The sequence below is a fragment of the Polynucleobacter sp. AP-Kaivos-20-H2 genome (genome assembly GCF_018882215.1).
GTDB lineage: Bacteria > Pseudomonadota > Gammaproteobacteria > Burkholderiales > Burkholderiaceae > Polynucleobacter.
Genome location: NZ_JACVOX010000002.1, coordinates 230,515 through 247,047, shown reverse-complemented (window position 1 = coordinate 247,047; position 16,533 = coordinate 230,515). Strand labels below are relative to the sequence as shown.

The following is a 16,533-nucleotide window of genomic DNA, read 5'->3' as shown; positions in this document are numbered from 1 at the left end:
CAGGAATGCTCCTGCGCCAGTACACTCGGTACATGACTGTTGCGCTTAGTAGGCGTGCCAGTGATGTCCGGGTTATTGGTCTCATTAGCCTAGCTCACGGCAGCTCTCATTTCTTTCATTTAATTCTTCCTCCCATGTTCCCATGGTTGAGGGATGCTTTTGCATTGAGCTATGCTGAACTTGGTTTACTCATGTCAGTCTTTTTTGTGGTTTCGTGTGTAGCGCAAGCCGGCTCAGGATTTTTGGTTGATCGCATTGGGGCGAGGCCGGTTTTATTTGGTGGTGTTGGATTATTAGTCCTTGCGGCATTGATTGACTCCCAAAGCAATGGATATGCCATGCTCTTATTGGGGGCGGTTGTTGCTGGATGTGGTAACGGCATTTTTCATCCAGTTGATTACACATTGATCAATCACAAAGTATCTCCGCCAAATCTACCTTATGCCTACTCTATGCATGGCGTGACTGGATATCTGGGATGGGCTGCCGCGCCTGCCTTTATGGTGGGTGTTGCGCAACTTGCAGATTGGCGTGTTGCGTTTATGTTGGCAGGAGTCCTTGAGGCATTGATTCTATTGGTACTCTGGCTTAATAAAAATCAACTGATTGATAACGTCAAGGAGAGGCATGCGAGTGCTCAGGCCGCAAACTCCGGGGGTGCTAATGAGAGTCCTTTTGCATTCTTAAGGTTACCGGCAGTATGGTTATGTTGGGTATTCTTTTTCTTTAGCATGGCATCTACTTCTAGCTTGCAATCCTTTGCACCAAGTGCACTCTTTGGTATTTATGAGATTCCATTAAATGTCGGCAGTTATTACATTACCCTTTTGGCGCTTGGTAGCGCTGGAGGGGTTTTATTTGGCGGCTATTTAGCTGCTAAGTTACGAGCACCAGAAAGAATAGTCTCTACCTGTTTGTCTATTACGGTAGTGATGTGCTTACTACTGGCTACCGGAATCATATCAATTGACTTAATACCTATTATTTTCTTTGCATTAGGTTTTGGTTATGGGGTAGTTGCGCCTTCGCGAGATTTATTGGTCAAAAAGGCAACCCCACAAGGTGTGGCTGGACGTGTTTATGGAATCGTATATTCGGGAATTGATTTGGGCGCCGCAGTTGGGCCATTCATTTTCGGTTTTTTCATGGATGCTGGATTGCCGAAGGCTCTATTTCTTGGGATCGTCGCATTCCAGATCATGATTATTCCAACCGTCTTTAAAGTAACCTCAAAGAGTCGGCAAGCAGCTTAAGCTAAAGCTGCCTCAATCCTTTTTGCAAATTCAACCGCATGCGGATTATCGCCATGAATACATAAGGTGTCGGCCTGGATTTTGATTTCACTGCCATCAATCCCGATGACCTTGCCATACTTTGACATACTAATCACTTGATTAAGTGCATCTGCCTCATCTTCAATTACTGCACCCGCTTGAGTACGTGGGACCAGAAAGCCTTCTTTGGTGTATCTGCGATCCGCGAATACCTCTTGCCAGACCGGAACATTTAGCTCTTTGGCGGCATCGATCAAGCAACTTCCTGCAAGGCCGTACAAAATAACTTCGGACCCTAAATCTTTTACAGCCTGTGCAATACCTCGTGCGAGTTTGATGTCTTTAGCTGCCTGGTTATATAGAGCTCCATGCGGTTTGACATGATGAAGCTTATTTCCAATTGCATCCACAAAAGCTTTTAATGCACCAGCTTGGTAAAGAACATAATTGTAGGCATCTTGTTCTGATATGGCCATCTCACGTCGCCCAAAGCCCTCTAGATCTGGAAGACCTGGATGTGCGCCAATATGAACCCTTTTTTTACTTGCCATTTCAACTAACTTTTTCATACGCGCTGGATCGCCAGCGTGCCAACCGCAGGCAATATTGGTCGATGTAATGTAGTCAAGCAATAACGCGTCATTGCCCATATCCCAGGCGCCAAAGCCTTCGCCCATATCGCTATTAATATCCATTACGAATTTCCACTGGTTTGAATAATTGTTTGAATTGAGTTAATTGTTGATTCTTCTAACTTTAATGCTTCTGCATTTAAACGGTCTGCCTCTTCAATATCTATTGGAATAAATCGTATTTTTGAGCCGGGCTTAACTTGTGCCAATTTAATGAGGTTGGAATGAATTACCTCGGCTAAGCGTGGGTATCCGCCAGTGGTTTGGTGCTCTGCAAGCATCACAATAGGTTCATGTGAGGGTGGAAATTGCACAGTTCCAAATGTAATCGCTTGTGATGGAATATTAGGCAAATCCTTTTTGACCTTGAACTCGCCTTGTAGACGTAGACCCATCCGATTGCTTTGGTTGCTTACAGTCCAAATAGTTGACCAAAATAGCTCTCGCTCTTTAATGGATAGAAAGGATAGGTGAGGCCCTGCCAAGCAATAGATTGGAGTGATTGTTGCTAAAGGCGTGAAAGGTGACTTGATATGCCATTTTGCGAAAGATGGCAGAGCATCTCCTTTAAGGAGTGACTTTAAGAAAGGTGATTGCAAAGGCGATTGGGGGTTGATGAGCGATAAGAGCTGCCCCTTTTCAAGACGTTTTGGTCCAATATCAGCGCTGATATGTGAACCTGAGCGGCCTAAAATTTTAGGTAATTGCAGCCCGCCACCAATGGCTAATAGTGCTCGAAACCCGGGATTAAGTGGCGAAAATTTGAGCACGCTGCCTTTTGCCAGCCATACGGGTCGATTGCCTGGGATGCGTTGATCATCAACAATGCCGTCACAGTGTGCGCCAACCCATGCTACACAAGTTGCTTGATGAAAGAGAAGGCTTGGACCGCTCGAGTTCATCTCTATGGCGGCCATGTCTACTGAGTTGCCTACTAAAGCATTTGCTAGATGAAGAGATGATAAGTCGCAGGCTCCACCAGAACCAACCGCCCAATGAGAAAGGCCAGATCTTGGCTCATCCTGAATAGTGCTAAAGGTTCCAGACTGTAATACTTCAATCGATGCTTTGTTATTAACCTTATCTAATGCGTGAATAATTTCTTGGTGAGCGTTCTTTTGATCTTGTTTGTAAAACTCATCCAATGTAATTTCTTCAATCTGCATTTGATCTCCAGCCATAAATAATCCTGGCGGTTGATTTTGGATGTCAAACATTTGATTGGGTGAGCGACCAATTAGATTCCATCCGCCTGGCGTGGTTCGAGGGTAAATTGCAGTTTGTAATTCTGCAATCGCAACGCTACCTTTAGGGACTGCTGATCGAGGAGAGGGTAGGCGAGGTAGGTGTAACTTAGGGTCAAGGCCACTAAAGTATGCAAACCCAGGCATAAAGCCCAGAATATCTGCCGTATAAAGATTTTTCTTATGAAGATGAATTGTCTCTTCAATAGACAGTTGGCAGGCCTTAGCAATGGCGTGTAGATCTAACGCAACATCAGGGTGATAACAAACTTGAATCCGGTGAATCTTAGCCGGATAAGTTGAGCGCTTCTTTTGTTTTGCCAGCTGATGCTGAATTTTCTCTAGTTCTGCAAATGCTTGTTGACGCGTTAGATTTGGTCCTTCATGCGTATATTGCAATTGGATGACCAGCGAATCTAGGCCAGGAACGATTTCAGCGGCCCATAAGGGTTTGTTAGCCAACAGTAGCTTGCTTAGCTCATGAATATCTTTTAAGGCATCTGATGATTTGGAGAAATCAATCAATATGCTGTGGTCGCCAATTAGTGTGCAATGCATCATGATGGAGTGTTAGGGGTTTTCTCTAGTATGTGCTTAAGCAGGAATAATTGGGTTATAAAGATAGTACTCATTCATTAATTTAAAGCCTAAAAATAAAGGAGACAAAATGAGTCAACAACCAGATACCAGTCTGACTGGTTTTTATAAGGTCATGAACCCCAAAGAAAAGAAAACTTTTTGGGGTTGTTTCTTAGGCTGGGCATTAGACGGCATGGACTTCATGATTTACCCCTTGGTGATTGGAACCATTATTGCAGTATGGCAGGTCGATCGGGGTATGGCTGGTCTTGCAGTAACAGGTACTTTATTGGCTTCTGCATTTGGTGGATGGTTTGCGGGTTATTTAGCCGATCGAATCGGTCGCGTACGCACTCTTCAGTTCACGATTCTTTGGTTCTCTAGCTTCAGTTTAATTTGTGCGTTCACACAAGACTTTAATCAGCTCATGATTGCTCGCGCACTCTTGGGTTTTGGTTTCGGTGGTGAGTGGGCAGCAGGTGCGGTATTGATGGGCGAGACGATTCGCGCTGAATATCGTGGTCGCGCTGTAGGAAGTGTGCAATCCGCGTGGGCGGTAGGTTGGGGTGCTGCTGTACTCCTGCAGGCTATTATGTTTAGCTTACTTCCTGCTGATATGGCATGGCGTGCAATGTTTATTGTGGGCTTCTTCCCCGCACTACTCTTGCTCTATATCCGTCGTAATGTAGAGGAGCCTGAGATTGCGAAGATTGCTCGTGAAAAAGTTGTAGCAGCTGGTGACTCACCATCAATCTTTGAAATTTTCAAACCGGGTATCTTGAAAACCACTATCTTGGCATCCCTGTTGACCATGGGTGCGCAAGGTGGGTATTACGCAATTACTACTTGGGTACCAACCTTCCTAAAGGCTGAGCGTAAATTAACAGTGGTTGGCTCTACCGGTTACTTAGCATTCCTGATTGTTGGAAGTTTTGTTGGTTATCTAGTTGGCGCTTGGATGGCTGACCGCTTTGGCCGTCGAAAACTCTTTATGACTTTCTCGCTAGGTGCAATTGTTTTAGTCTTGGCATACACCCAGTTAGAAATTACGAACGAGATGATGATGTGGCTTGGCTTCCCCCTTGGTTTTTTTGCCAGTGGTTATTTCTCAGGCATGGGCGCATTCTTGACTGAACTCTTTCCAACTCGTTTGCGTGGATCTGGTCAGGGCTTTTGCTATAACTTTGGCCGCGGTATTGGTGCTTTATTCCCCGCTTTGGTTGGTTATTTCTCGGCTCAGTATGGATTAGCCATGGCGATTGCAATCTTTGCTGTGATTGCTTATGGTGTTTTCTTTATAGCTGCTGTGATTCTTCCCGAAACCAAAGGACGCGAATTGCAGGCTAATTAACAGCTTCTCTGTGTCACCAAAGGAAATTCCGTTTTGCCCAGGACCGCCCGATCATCAGGGTGGTCCCTTTTCTTTTAAGATGCCTTTCGGCGCAGTGGATACGCATGCGCATGTCATTAGCGCAGCCAGTTTTGTACCTGATCGTTCCTACACCTCTCCAGAGGCAACCGAGGAGCAATATATTCGAATGCTTGATGCGGTTGGCATGACCTACGGTGTGCTGATTCAGGTCAGTGTGAATGGCCAAGACAATGAGCCAATGCTAAAGGCGTTAAGAAACCATCCGCAGCGCTTGCGTGGGGTTGCTGTGCCGCTCCTTGGTCAAGTAGATTCTTATTATCAAAAGATGAAGGATGCTGGTGTAGTTGGCATTCGCATGAACCTCATGTTTTCTGGAGGCGGCTTAGATATTTCAAAGCTTGAAGAGTGCGATGCTCTAGCAAGGGATTGGGGTTGGCATATTCAATTTTTGTTAGATGCAAATGATCTTCCGACACTGATGCCGCGCATGCAGAATTTAAAGTCTACTCTCGTAGTTGATCATATGGGCTACTTAAAAACTTCTGTTGGTTTGGATTCGCCTGGCTTTAAAGCGCTCGTTGATTTAGTGCGAGAGCGGGCGTGGGTCAAAGTGTCTGGTGCCTATCGTTTAACTGATCAAGCACCACCTTATGAAGATGTGATTCCTTATGCGCAAGAGTTAATTGATGCCGCACCTGGGCGATGTGTATGGGGCTCTGATTGGCCACATGTAGCTAATTGGGGTGTTATGCCATCCGTAGCGCAGCTACTTGAAAGCCTTGCGTTATATGCCCCCGATGAAGGATTGCGCAACCGAATTCTTTGCGCCAACCCACTGAAGCTATATTTTTCATAATATGAAATGTCATTACGCTGCGTAAAATTCTGTGCAGTAAGCAGTTGATCTTTTCATTCCAAGCAGTGAATAACTATTCCACATAGTAAAAATGTAAATATAAGTTATTGAATTTAAATAACTAAATATTTTCAAAAATATCTCAAATTCCCCTTGCCTGCTTTTTTGAACTGTCTAAACTCTTATATAAGACATAAGACTTGAATAGGTCTTAAAGGTCTTCAAATTTTGAAGTACTTGTTTAACTTAGGGAGAAAAACATGGCAGATCGCAAAGCAGAAATCGCAGCACTACAAAAAGACTGGGATACCAATCCACGCTGGAAAGGTATTACTCGTGGCTATACAGCTGAGGACGTAGTACGTCTTCGTGGTTCGTTGAAGATTGAGCACACTTTAGCTAAGCATGGTGCTGAGCGTCTTTGGGAATTGGTAAATAACGAAGCTTACGTTAACTGTTTGGGTGCTTTGACTGGTGGTCAAGCAATGCAGCAGGTTAAAGCTGGCGTACAAGCTATTTACTTGTCAGGCTGGCAGGTTGCTGCTGATGGTAACTCTTATGCAGCAATGTACCCTGACCAATCTTTATATCCAGTAGATTCAGTTCCTAAGATGGTTGAGCGTATCAATAACTCATTCCAACGCGCTGATGAAATTCAAACAGCTAAAGGTATCAACAAAGGTGATGCAGGTTACATCGAGTATTTCGCTCCAATCGTTGCCGATGCTGAAGCTGGTTTCGGTGGTGTATTGAATGCATTTGAATTAAGTAAAGCCTTGATCAAGCAGGGCGCTGCGGGCGTTCACTTTGAAGATCAATTGTCTTCTGTTAAGAAGTGCGGTCACTTGGGCGGTAAAGTATTGTTGCCTACTGCCGAGTCAGTCCAGAAGTTGATTTCTGCACGCTTGGCTGCTGACGTGATGGGTGTTTCTACTATTATCTTGGCCCGTACCGATGCTGAAGCTGCTGACTTGTTGACATCTGACTACGATGCAAATGACAAGCCATTCTTGACAGGCGAGCGCACTCCAGAAGGCTTCTACAAAACACGTAAAGGCTTGGATCAAGCGATCTCACGTGGTTTGGCTTACGCTGCTTACGCAGATATGGTTTGGTGTGAGACTGGTACCCCTGACCTTGATTTTGCTCGTCAGTTTGCTGAAGCAATTCGTGCAAAGTTCCCAGGCAAAATGTTGGCTTACAACTGCTCACCATCTTTCAACTGGAAGAAAAACTTGGACGACGCAACCATTGCTAAATTCCAACGTGAATTAGGTGCAATGGGTTACAAGTATCAGTTCATCACATTGGCTGGTATCCACTCTATGTGGTACAACATGTTCGACTTGGCTCAAGACTACATGCAGCGCGGTATGACTGCATACATCGAGAAAGTACAAGAGCCAGAATTTGCTGCTCGTGACCGTGGATACACATTCGTTTCACATCAGCAAGAAGTTGGTACTGGTTACTTCGACGACGTAACTACCGTTATTCAAGGTGGTAAGTCTTCTGTAACAGCATTGACTGGTTCTACTGAAGAAGAGCAGTTCCATTAAGAATCCCTAAGTAGTACGTTGTAAGCAGTAGCACCATACTGCCGCGGCACCTAAATGACCCCACAAGGGTGACTTAGGTGCCGTTTTCGTTTACATTCTTCAGATGACTAATTGCGTACTCTGTAAAGACGAACTCAAGCCCGAAGAGGGGCAGCTTATTTGGCGCGGAGATGACTGTCGAGTCATTCTGGTGAATGATCCTGATCTGCCTGGATTTTGTCGGGTGATATGGAATCGTCACGTAGCTGAGATGACGGACCTTACCTATGGTGAGCGCGAGCATTTAATGACTCTAGTATTCGCTGTTGAACAGGCAATGCGCCACGTCATGCATCCCGATAAAGTCAATATTGCCGCCTTAGGCAATATGGTTCCGCATATTCATTGGCATGTCATCCCTAGATTTAAGGATGACGCATTCTTCCCCGGATCGGTCTGGTCCAAAAAAACTCAAGAAACAAAAGAAGTCGCATTAGAAGCCAGAAGAAAAAAAGCTCAAGAATTGCCAGCCGCAATCAAGACTGCAATTGCAAATTTATCCTAGGGATTCGATGCGTAAATTATTTTTTGCCTTTTTAATACTTGTAACTAATGTATTGCAGGTTGACTATTCTTATGCGGCAGACATACAAGTAATTACCTCGGGAGCATTCGCTGAGGCGTTAAAGCAGTTAGTCCCTGAGTATGAAAAACAATCCCCTAATAAAGTCATTATTTCTTATGGCTCATCAATGGGCGCTGCACCCGACTCTATTCCTTCTAGATTAGCCAAAGGTGAGCGGTTTGATGTATTAATCCTGGCTGCACCGTCTTTGGAGGGGTTTATCAAGAGCGGAGATCTTCAATCTGGGACGCGAGTTGATTTGGTTGCTTCGGTAATGGGTGCGGTAGTAAAGGCGGGTGCACCAAAGCCTGATATCAGCACAATGAATGGATTGAAATTGGCTTTATTAAATGCAAAGTCGGTTGCGTATTCCGCAAGCGCTAGCGGTGTTTATTTATCAACCGAGCTTTTTCCGAAGATGGGGATTTCGGAGCAGATGAATAAAACTGCAAGAAAGATATATAGCGAAAGGGTCGCTTCAGTTGTAGCTAGGGGTGATGCAGATTTGGGCTTTCAGCAAGTCAGCGAGCTACTCCCCATTCCTGGTGTTGACTTTATAGGTGAGCTACCGCAAGAAGCTCAAAAGACAGTGCTATTTTCCGCGGGTATTACAAGTAACACGCAAAATTTAGATGCATCAAAAGATCTCATAGTATTTTTAGCATCAACAAAAGCAGTTGATACCATTCAAAAAGCAGGATTAAAGCCAGCCTTGCCGGCAATACCTTGGTAGGATAAAAAGGACCATAGAAATGAAGTGTTTTACTAAAGCCGCTCTGATTGCATCTTTATCTTTAGCATTTGGACCGGTGTTTGCTGCTGACCCTTGGCCTAATCACCCCATTAAATTTGTTGTTGGGTTTGGTCCTGGCGGCGCTAACGATACTGTTGCCAGAGTGGTTGCTGAAGCTGCCTCAAAGCAATTGGGTCAACCTATTATTGTGGAAAACAAACCAGGTGCTGGCTCTCTATTGGGTGCGGATTTTGTGGCAAAGAGTGCGCCAGATGGGTACACCTTCTTTGTTAGTGCTGGTGGAATTATTACTAACCCAATGATTAAGTCATCCATGCCATATAAGGAAGGCGATTTAGTGCCCGTTGGGATGCTCGCTATAAGCCCATCCATTATTGTTGTTTCAGCAGACTCCAAAATCAATAATATGAAGGATCTGCTAGTTCTAGCCAAAGATCCCAAAGGACTTAACTTCTCAACTGCTGGTACTGGGAGTACTCCACACTTCGTAGCGGAGATGTTGAAAGTAAAAGCAGGCGGTAAATATGAAATCATTCCTTATAAGAGTGGTTCCGAAGGAATGGTGGCTGTTATCTCCAATCAAGTTGACGCAACCTCAGAGGCAAGCGTTGTAGTAATTCCGCAAATCCAAGGCGGCAAATTAAAAGCAATTGCTTCCACTTGGAATAAAAGAATTACGGCCCTGCCTGATGTTCCAACAACTAAAGAGCAGGGGTATCCTGAAGTTTTCATTGGTCACTGGGCTGGAGTTTTTGCGCCCAAAGGCACACCTGATGCTATTTTGGAGAAAATGAATCAAGCGATTAATGCAGGCCTGAAGACTGCGGCTGTTCAAAGTCGCCTAACACCACAAGGTATTGAGCCATCACCTGGAACCAGGGCTGCTTTTACAAAATTCCTCGCAGATGAGAAAGCAAGACTAGAGCCAATAGTGAAGCGTGCCAATATGAAAGAGGATTAAGCCAATTTCTTCAGGGCTTCTAAATACTTCTCTGGGTTAAGTGGTTGTCCTTCACGCTGGGCTTCCCACATCACTTGCCCCAGGCACTCCATCATGATGTGTTGCGCTTCATGCATTGAACCCAACCTCAGAGATAGTTTGTCTGCAATCTCTTTAATGCCGGGCGGCTGATTGATTGAGATCTGTTCGCTAATCGATAGATGCATCGACAAATGCAAGAAGGGGTTGGTTTCGCCACGTTCCGGCGTGTAGTCCTGAGCAAGAGCACCCTCTGGATCTTTGAGTAAGTCGTGGTATTCGGGGTGCTCAACCATCCAATCGCTGGCCAACGTCTCCATCGGATCAAGAATATGATTCTCGATCTTCTTTTTCCAGGTATCGCAGAAAAAGCGACGCACTTCTTCACGGGTTGGATTAAATATTGCCACGAACTTTTCCTTTACCAGTTTTTTGTTTAAAGCCGCATAGTGGTTCTACTATGCATTGTGCACAATCTGGGTTGCGCGCCTTGCAGGTATATCGACCATGCAGAATAAGCCAGTGATGGGCATCTAATAAGTATTCCTTAGGTACCCGCTTAAGCAATTGTTCTTCCACTTTAATTACATCTTTGCCGGGCGCCAGCCCTGTTCGGTTAGATACTCTAAAGATGTGCGTATCCACCGCAATCGTAGGTTGTCCAAAGGCAGTATTTAGAATGACGTTGGCTGTTTTTCTGCCAACACCAGGTAGAGCTTCTAATTCTTCGCGAGTTTGCGGAACTTCACCACCATGTTTCTCTAGGAGCAGTCGGCAGGTTTCTTGAATATGTTTACCTTTAGAGTTGAATAATCCGATATGTTGGATATAGGGCCTAACACCATCTTCGCCAAGATCTAAAAGGGCTTGCGGGGTATTGGCAATCTTATAAAGCTTGCGCGTTCCCTTGTTAACTGAGACATCAGTTGCTTGTGCCGATAGTAGTACCGCAATTAGCAACTCAAATGGCGAGCTATATTCCAGCTCGGTTTCTGGTTTGGGATTATTGGCTTTGAGCTGCTCAAAAAAAGCACGACGCTTTTCTAGATTCATCATTTCTTTTGTTGGGCTCGTGCAATAGCAGCTGCAATGATGGCGCGTTTACGTTCTTGTTCTTTTAACTCGTCAGCAGATGAAGGACTTTCTGCGTTGACTGCTGCTAATTTGTTTGCTGCTTTTTTCGCCAGGCGCTCATCATTATCTTTTTGTTCTCTATCCAGCCGTTGTTCACGATCGTGATAACGCTGACGCGAGATGTCTGCCAAGTCTTGAGACCAGGCATCCCAACCAGTTTTATTGCCGGTGACATCATTCATGCTGATGCAATCTACTGGGCATGGCGGAATGCAGAGATCGCAACCAGTGCACCACTCAGTCAGAACCACATGCATTTGTTTTGAGGCACCAACGATCGCATCAACTGGACAAGCCTGAATGCATAGCGTGCAGCCAATGCATTTCTGTGGATCGATGAATGCTAAGGGCCTAGGGCGCTCAACTCCACACTTTGAATCAATGGTGGGGTGCAGCTCAAAGGCATCTTGTGGGTAGATGGGTATCAACACCTTACTTAGGCGCTCAATACCCTCAACCCCACCAGGCGGGCAGCGATTTGGGAGCGCATAACCACAGGCCATTGCCTCTGCGTATCCGCGGCAATCTGGGTAGCCGCATTTAGTACATTGAGTTTGCGGAAGAATATTCTCAAGTTGATCGATGAGGTTATTTGCTTGGCTCATGGAAAAGGCTTGTTGGATTCTTCTTAAAATTAAAGGCTCCGAAGAGCCCTTAATTTATCCAGACTTGGTAGTCCGTGTGGCAGTTTTCTTCGTATTCTGATGCTCACGAATGAACGTCTTAATCTTTGGGTAAACCTTCTCACGCCAGCGGCGACCAGCGAAGATACCGTAGTGCCCAGCACCGGCAACTTCATAGTGGTCTTTACTGTCTTTTGGGATGCCGGCACATAAAGCATGTGCAGAACGTGTTTGACCACTTCCAGAGATGTCATCAAGCTCACCTTCAATAGTGAGGAGAGCAGTCTTTTGAATATCTTGTGGCTTAACAAGTTCGCCAGCAACTTCCCAAGTGCCGTTTGGCAATGAGTAGTCTTGGAAAACGGTCTTAATAGTGTCAAGGTAAAACTTAGAGTCCAAATCCAATACTGCGTTGTACTCATCGTAAAAGCGAATATGGGATTCCGCATCTTGTTCGTCGCCGCGTACTAAGTTTTGGAAGAAATCCCAATGTGATTGCAGGTGGTTTTGTGGATTCATGGCGATAAAGCCAGTGTGTTGCAAGAAGCCTGGGTAAACTTTACGGCCAGCGCCCGGATAGTTAGGCGGCACGTTATAAATTACGTGGCTCTTAAACCACTCATATGATTTCTGATCTGCCAGATTATTAACGGCGGTTGGTGACTTACGTGCATCGATTGGACCACCCATCATGATCATGGATGCGGGAGTAGCTTCACCAGCAGAGGCCATTAAGGAAATTGCGCCTAAAGTTGGAACGGTAGGTTGGCAAACGGAAATCACATGTAAGTCTTTAGCACCGATGGTGCGAATGAATTCTTGCACGTAATGAACATAGTCATCAAGACCAAACTCACCATCTTCTACCGGTACCAAACGAGCATCGATCCAATCGGTGATGTAAACCTTATGGTCTTGCAAGAGGGTACGCACTGTGTCACGCAACAAAGTGGCATGATGACCAGACATTGGAGCGACTACTAGTACAGCCGGATCTTCTTTGAGGTTCTTGATGGTTTCTACATCATCAGAAAAGCGCTTAAAACGAATTAGATTACAGAAAGGTTTTGAGATGACCGTTCTTTCGTGAATCGCAACTTCGTGACCATGTGCTGTAACAGAGCGAATACCAAATTCCGGTTTTTTGTAATCCTTGCCTAAGCGATAGAGAAGTTCATAGCTAGCTGCCAATCGATCTGATCCCGGCACCTTGGATGCCGGATTAGAACCATCGATAAATGCCTGTGAGGCAGCACGTGCCCATGAGCTCATGGGTTGAAGTAAGGCTTTTTGGAACTCGTGTAGCTGATATAGCATGATGCCTCCAATAATTCTGTGTATCCGCTTATTACGCTAAAACGCGGGCGATTGCTTTAGCCACTTTATCAATATTTTTGGTATTGAGGGCTGCAACACATATGCGTCCAGTCGAGAGGGCATAAATGCCATCCTCTTTCTGTAAGCGATCAACTTGCTCAGCTGTTAAGCCTGAGTAAGAAAACATGCCACGTTGCTTCTCGATAAAAGCAAAATCTTGCTTTACTCCAGCAGCAGCGAGTTTTTCAACCAAGCCATGACGCATCGCTTTAATGCGATCACGCATTTCTGCCAACTCGTCTTCCCAGAGCTTGCGTAATTCTGGTGAATTCAAAACAGCGGCAGCAATGGCAGCGCCGTGAGTTGGGGGATTGGAATAGTTTGTGCGAATGACACGCTTCAATTGTGAAAGTACACGAGTCGATTCATCTTTGCTTTGTGTCACGATAGACAGGGCACCAACACGCTCACCATAGAGTGAGAATGATTTGGAGAAAGAGCTTGATACAAAGAAAGACATCCCGGAATCAGCAAAGAGACGAACTGCAATACCGTCTTTCTCAATCCCCTCAGCAAAGCCTTGGTAGGCCATATCCAAGAAGGGAATGAGACCTTTGTTCTTGCAGATATCAATCACTTGGCGCCATTGCGCTTCTGTAATATCTGCACCAGTTGGGTTGTGGCAGCAAGCGTGCAACAACACGGTCGTGTTCTTTGGGAAAGACTCTAAGGACTTCACCATGCCATCAAAATCTACGCCACGTGTTTTGCCATCAAAGTAGGTGTACTCGACAACATCAAAACCAGCAGATTCAAAAATGCCGCGATGGTTTTCCCAAGTCGGGTTGCTAATCGCGCAAGGTGCATTGAGGTTCAAGCGCTTAATAAAATCCGCGCCAACGCGCAATGCGCCGGTACCACCAAGACACTCGGCCGTTACAACGCGACCGTCTTTAATGAGTGCGGAGTCAGCGCCAAACAATAAATTTTGCACTGCACTGTTGTATGGGTTTGGACCTTCGATTGGAATGTAGCTACGTGGTGAGTGCTTTGCAACAATCGCCTCTTCAGCTTTAATCACAGCCTTAAGAAGTGGCACCTTGCCTTCGTCTGTGTAATACACGCCAACACCTAAGTTCACTTTATCAGCGCGCTGGTCTGCAACGTAGGCTTCTGTGAGGCCAAAAATAGGATCTTTAGGGGCTAGCTGGACTGAGGCAAACAGGGTCATTTGAGGTTGAAAGTGGTAGTTAAGGGGTAATTAAGGGTGGTTTTGTTTGTTGTTGACGTTATATTCAGTTTAATTGTCGGTTTTTGAAGCCAGAATCAACTATTTCCTAAGAAAAACGGCAAAATCATTGTTTGTACAAAATTCGCTGTGAATAACTCTCACAGGTGAAATGATAGCCGAGATGCCCCCTAAGTTGCCCAAAACTGGTCTAAAAGTTGAAGTAAAAGAAGTGCAAAAAACCCCTGTGGCAGATCCCTTGGGTGAGGCAGGCCACGACCTCGATCCGACCAAGTTTGTAAGCTTCCCCGACTCCCCTTATCAGCTCTATCAGCCATTTCCACCCGCTGGGGACCAACCCCAGGCTATTGACGCCCTGGTTGAGGGTATTCAGGATGGATTGACCTTCCAGACGCTTTTAGGGGTTACGGGGTCTGGAAAGACCTTCACGATGGCCAATGTCATCGCCAGAACCGGCCGTCCTGCCATCATTTTTGCCCCGAATAAGACCCTAGCTGCCCAGCTTTATAGCGAATTTAGGGAGTTTTTCCCGAGAAACGCCGTTGAGTACTTCGTCAGCTATTACGACTATTACCAGCCTGAGGCGTATGTTCCTCAGCGCGACCTCTTTATCGAAAAAGATTCTTCTATTAACGAGCACATCGAACAGATGCGTTTGTCTGCAACCAAGAGTTTATTAGAGCGTCGAGATGTCATTATTGTTGCGACCGTGTCTGCAATTTACGGCATTGGTAATCCTGGTGACTATCACAGCATGGTGATGACATTACGTCCTGGTGACAAGATGAGTCAGCGTGATATTTTAATGCGCCTCATTGCGATGCAATACGACCGCAACGAAACGGATTTCAAGCGCGGTGTGTTTCGAGTGCGTGGCGACACGATTGATATTTTCCCGGCTGAACATAATGAGTTGGCCGTGCGTGTTGAGCTGTTTGATGATGTGATTGAGAGCTTGCAATTCTTTGATCCTCTCACTGGCAAGATTCGTCAAAAGATTCCACGCTTTACTGTGTACCCAAGTTCACATTACGTCACACCTCGTGATACTGTTTTGAAGGCAATCGAAACCATCAAAACAGAATTGCGCACGCGCTTAGATGAGTTTGTTAAGGATGGTAAACTGGTTGAAGCACAACGTCTCGAGCAGCGTACTCGTTTTGATTTGGAGATGCTCAATGAGTTAGGTTTCTGTAAAGGCATTGAGAACTATTCTCGCCACCTCTCCGGAGCCGCTCCCGGCGAAGCCCCGCCGACGCTGGTGGACTACTTGCCTAACGATGCTTTGATGTTCCTCGACGAGAGCCATGTCCTCATTGGGCAGTTAAACGCGATGTACAACGGGGATAAATCTCGTAAACATACTTTGGTGGAATTTGGGTTTCGTTTGCCTTCGGCGATGGATAACCGCCCACTCAAATTTACTGAGTTTGAAACCAAAATGCGTCAAACTATTTTCGTTTCTGCAACACCGGCTGATTATGAGAAAGCGCATCAAGGACAGGTTGTCGAGCAAGTGGCGAGACCAACTGGTTTAGTTGATCCAGAAATTGAAGTATTGCCGGCAAGTACACAGGTTGATGATTTGTTAGATCAAATTCATGCACGCGTCAAAGTGCATGAGCGAGTTCTAGTGACTGTGTTGACTAAACGGATGGCAGAGCAATTAACAGACTATCTTTCGGATAACGGCGTGAAGGTGCGTTATGTTCACTCCGATATCGATACAGTTGAGCGTGTAGAAATTTTGCGTGACTTACGTTTGGGTGTCTTCGATGTGCTGGTCGGGATTAACTTATTACGCGAGGGCTTGGATATTCCTGAGGTATCTCTTGTAGCCATTTTGGATGCCGATAAAGAAGGCTTCTTACGTTCAGAACGCAGCTTGATTCAGACCATTGGCCGTGCTGCTCGTAACGTGCGCGGCAAAGCCATTTTGTACGCCGATCGCATTACCGACTCCATGAAACGCGCAATGGGCGAGACCGAAAGACGGCGAACCAAGCAAATTGCCTTCAATAAGCTTCATGGGATTGAGCCTAAGGGCGTCAAAAAGCGCATTAAGGACATTATTGATGGCGTCTATGACGTCAAAGGGAAGCGTCAGGAGATGCAGGTTGAGCAGGAGCGGGCTCACTATGAAGATATGGGTGAGAAGGACTTGGCGGCTGAAATCAAGCGCTTAGAGAAGCAAATGAACGCTGAAGCTAAGAACTTGGAGTTTGAAAAGGCTGCCAGCACCCGGGATAGGCTCACTAAGGTTAAAGAAATGGCCTTTGGGGCTAGATCTAGGGACTCTGTCTAAAGATTGAGCAGCCAATTCCTGGCTTGCATTGAGGTTTTTTGGGATAATTCCC

Annotated in this window: 15 protein-coding genes; 8 read left to right on the top strand and 7 right to left on the bottom strand. The window is 45.6% G+C overall.

Going from position 1 to position 16,533, the window contains the following annotated elements; translation table 11 throughout:
- The first annotated feature begins 32 nt into the window (after positions 1–32).
- A complete protein-coding gene (locus tag ICE89_RS05620; RefSeq protein WP_216265174.1) occupies positions 33–1,253 on the top strand; it encodes an MFS transporter in 1,221 nt (406 codons plus the stop codon).
- Here the strand turns inward: ICE89_RS05620 and ICE89_RS05615 are convergent.
- Both ICE89_RS05615 and ICE89_RS05610 read right to left on the bottom strand, forming a co-directional pair.
- Positions 1,250–1,969, bottom strand: coding sequence for a 5-oxoprolinase subunit PxpA (locus tag ICE89_RS05615; protein WP_216265173.1), 720 nt, complete (start codon positions 1,967–1,969; stop codon positions 1,250–1,252). The two genes, ICE89_RS05620 and ICE89_RS05615, sit on opposite strands and share 4 nt — an antisense overlap.
- Positions 1,969–3,711 (bottom strand): urea amidolyase family protein, encoded by a 1,743-nt coding sequence (locus ICE89_RS05610; RefSeq protein WP_216265172.1) that lies wholly within the window; start codon positions 3,709–3,711, stop codon positions 1,969–1,971. The genes ICE89_RS05615 and ICE89_RS05610 overlap by 1 nt, the downstream gene beginning before the upstream one ends.
- 106 nt (positions 3,712–3,817) lie before the next feature.
- Between ICE89_RS05610 and ICE89_RS05605 the strand changes: the two genes are divergently transcribed.
- From ICE89_RS05605 to ICE89_RS05580, 6 genes are all read left to right on the top strand, one after another.
- On the top strand, positions 3,818–5,080 hold the full coding sequence (locus ICE89_RS05605) for an MFS transporter (RefSeq protein WP_216265171.1): 1,263 nt from the start codon (positions 3,818–3,820) through the stop codon (positions 5,078–5,080).
- A 79-nt stretch (positions 5,081–5,159) separates the two neighbouring features.
- Complete coding sequence (locus ICE89_RS05600; protein ID WP_216265170.1) at positions 5,160–5,957, top strand: amidohydrolase; 798 nt, start codon at positions 5,160–5,162, stop codon at positions 5,955–5,957.
- A 260-nt stretch (positions 5,958–6,217) separates the two neighbouring features.
- Positions 6,218–7,516: an isocitrate lyase gene (aceA, locus tag ICE89_RS05595; protein WP_215359457.1), complete on the top strand. Its 1,299-nt coding sequence runs from the start codon at positions 6,218–6,220 to the stop codon at positions 7,514–7,516.
- A gap of 103 nt (positions 7,517–7,619) precedes the next feature.
- Positions 7,620–8,060 (top strand): HIT family protein, encoded by a 441-nt coding sequence (locus tag ICE89_RS05590; protein ID WP_216265169.1) that lies wholly within the window; start codon positions 7,620–7,622, stop codon positions 8,058–8,060.
- 7 nt (positions 8,061–8,067) lie between these two features.
- Positions 8,068–8,853, top strand: coding sequence for a substrate-binding domain-containing protein (locus tag ICE89_RS05585; protein WP_216265168.1), 786 nt, complete (start codon positions 8,068–8,070; stop codon positions 8,851–8,853).
- Positions 8,854–8,872: 19 nt separating this feature from the next.
- Positions 8,873–9,835: a tripartite tricarboxylate transporter substrate binding protein gene (locus ICE89_RS05580; protein ID WP_216265167.1), complete on the top strand. Its 963-nt coding sequence runs from the start codon at positions 8,873–8,875 to the stop codon at positions 9,833–9,835.
- On the opposite strand, the gene ICE89_RS05575 is transcribed toward ICE89_RS05580, so the two are convergent.
- From ICE89_RS05575 to ICE89_RS05555, 5 genes are read right to left on the bottom strand one after another with little or no spacing between them, the layout of a single operon-like run.
- The gene (locus ICE89_RS05575) at positions 9,832–10,257 is read right to left on the bottom strand and encodes a DUF1841 family protein (protein WP_216265543.1); all 426 of its coding nucleotides are present in this window, start codon (positions 10,255–10,257) and stop codon (positions 9,832–9,834) included. The genes ICE89_RS05580 and ICE89_RS05575 overlap by 4 nt on opposite strands.
- Positions 10,250–10,906 carry an endonuclease III gene (gene nth / locus ICE89_RS05570; RefSeq protein WP_216265542.1) on the bottom strand — a complete coding sequence of 219 codons (657 nt, stop codon included), beginning with the start codon at positions 10,904–10,906 and terminating at the stop codon, positions 10,250–10,252. Before nth ends, ICE89_RS05575 begins: the two co-directional genes overlap by 8 nt.
- Complete coding sequence (gene rsxB / locus ICE89_RS05565) at positions 10,906–11,592, bottom strand: electron transport complex subunit RsxB (RefSeq protein ID WP_216265166.1); 687 nt, start codon at positions 11,590–11,592, stop codon at positions 10,906–10,908. The genes nth and rsxB overlap by 1 nt, the downstream gene beginning before the upstream one ends.
- A 54-nt stretch (positions 11,593–11,646) precedes the next feature.
- The gene (locus tag ICE89_RS05560; protein ID WP_216265165.1) at positions 11,647–12,927 is read right to left on the bottom strand and encodes a polyhydroxyalkanoate depolymerase; all 1,281 of its coding nucleotides are present in this window, start codon (positions 12,925–12,927) and stop codon (positions 11,647–11,649) included.
- A gap of 31 nt (positions 12,928–12,958) precedes the next feature.
- Positions 12,959–14,158: an amino acid aminotransferase gene (locus tag ICE89_RS05555; RefSeq protein ID WP_216265164.1), complete on the bottom strand. Its 1,200-nt coding sequence runs from the start codon at positions 14,156–14,158 to the stop codon at positions 12,959–12,961.
- Positions 14,159–14,327: 169 nt separating this feature from the next.
- Here ICE89_RS05555 and uvrB point away from each other — a divergent pair, with 169 nt between their 5' ends.
- Positions 14,328–16,481 carry an excinuclease ABC subunit UvrB gene (uvrB, locus tag ICE89_RS05550; RefSeq protein WP_370625339.1) on the top strand — a complete coding sequence of 718 codons (2,154 nt, stop codon included), beginning with the start codon at positions 14,328–14,330 and terminating at the stop codon, positions 16,479–16,481.
- The last annotated feature ends 52 nt before the right edge of the window (positions 16,482–16,533 follow it).